Source organism: Candidatus Hakubella thermalkaliphila (assembly GCF_013281975.1).
In the GTDB taxonomy this organism is placed as follows: domain Bacteria; phylum Actinomycetota; class Humimicrobiia; order Hakubellales; family Hakubellaceae; genus Hakubella; species Hakubella thermalkaliphila.
Genome location: NZ_BLRZ01000257.1, coordinates 1 through 1,304 on the forward strand (window position 1 = coordinate 1; position 1,304 = coordinate 1,304).

Below are 1,304 nucleotides of genomic sequence, written 5' to 3' on the forward strand. Positions count from 1 at the left end.
GCTTGTGAAGGGGATAGAGGAAGATATCCTTCACCGGGAGTGGGTAACGGGTGTGTCGATCCAGCTTTCCCCGCCCTTGGGTCTGTCCAACCTGGATCCAGTTACCAGCGCGGTAGCAGGTACCGTGGAACCGGCCCTGTTCGACAAAGGTTTCCAGCAGAACAGGCTGGTAGCCATAGCGGGTCTGCCAGTCCTTTGGCAAGCGCCTGGCGACGCCGGCCAGAACTCGGGAGGCCAGGTTCTGGGAACTGACCCAGGGAAGGATAAGGAAGCGGGCGTTGTTTACGACCAGATGAAGGTTGTGCACCCGCTGCTCAGCGGTCCAGCCGATGAACCGGTCGCGAGGGGCGAGGGCCCAGGCCGCAGCTCCAAAGCCCAGTGCTGCCAGGAGATGGGGGCCGCTAAAGACCAGGTAGCGAATCTGCGCGCCTGGCAGGGGTTTGTATCCCAGGTAGTGATAGCGTTCGATCAGCTCGTTCCAGAGCGACGAGTCTTTTCGCGTGTTCACGGGGCGGAAGAGGAGTTCCCCCAGGGCGCCCGCGGGAAGCGTGATTGGCTCGCGGGGATCTGAGGCCGAGGTCAGCCGGGGACGGGTGCGACCGTTGCCGTTGCCCTTTTGCGGTGGGGGCAAGGTGATAAGGCCATCCCGGTGCATGCGCAGCATGGCAACCCGGCAGGACATGTCCTTCCGGCGGCCGTCTGCACGCAGCCAGCCGAGTTCATCGCAGACTACCCGGGAGAGCTGGAGACGATTGCGTCTCGGTTCGGACACCAGGAGCTCCCGGATCCGGTCGATCTCTTCTATGGTAAAGATGCGGCCGCAGTAGCGAACCGATCCGGCAGCAGCAGGAGCGCTCATGGGGATGACCGCGGATAACGCCAGACGGCCTTCTGTTGGGCCGACAGGTTCCAGGGCAGGAAGGATTCGATATTCTCAGGTGGGCGTCCGCCGTTTTCTGCGCCCGCCTCGAAGTAAGCCAGCAGGTACTTTTGCGGATCGATGTGGTTGAGCAGTAGCGTTTGGAAGATCGTAAAGGTGGCAGCAGTCAGCAGGCCGCTCCAGATTGAGCCGCTGCCGTAGTAGTTCTTTCGCCCGACGACCGGATTGCGCAGCCGCCGCTCCGATTCGTTGTTGTCCATAGGGATCTGCGGATAGTCCACAAAGAGCGTGAGCCCCTCCCAAGGGGTGCGCATACTCTTCAGCGCCTTCCTCGGGGCTGGAGGCAGCGTTTCATCGGCGAGTTCCTCCTCCCGCACTTCCACCAGGGAGGCAGCGGCCTGGCGCAACGCCTGGTCCTCCAGGC

At 62.7% G+C, this 1,304-nt stretch carries 2 protein-coding genes; both read right to left on the bottom strand.

Features of this window, described 5'->3' with window-relative positions:
* A partial coding sequence (locus tag HW443_RS11340; protein WP_176238236.1) for a Druantia anti-phage system protein DruA occupies nt 1-859 on the bottom strand: 859 nt, incomplete at its 3' end.
* Nucleotides 856-1,304, bottom strand: a 449-nt coding sequence (locus tag HW443_RS11345) for an IS66 family transposase (protein ID WP_219857253.1), incomplete at its 5' end; no start/stop codon positions are given. The genes HW443_RS11345 and HW443_RS11340, both read right to left, overlap by 4 nt.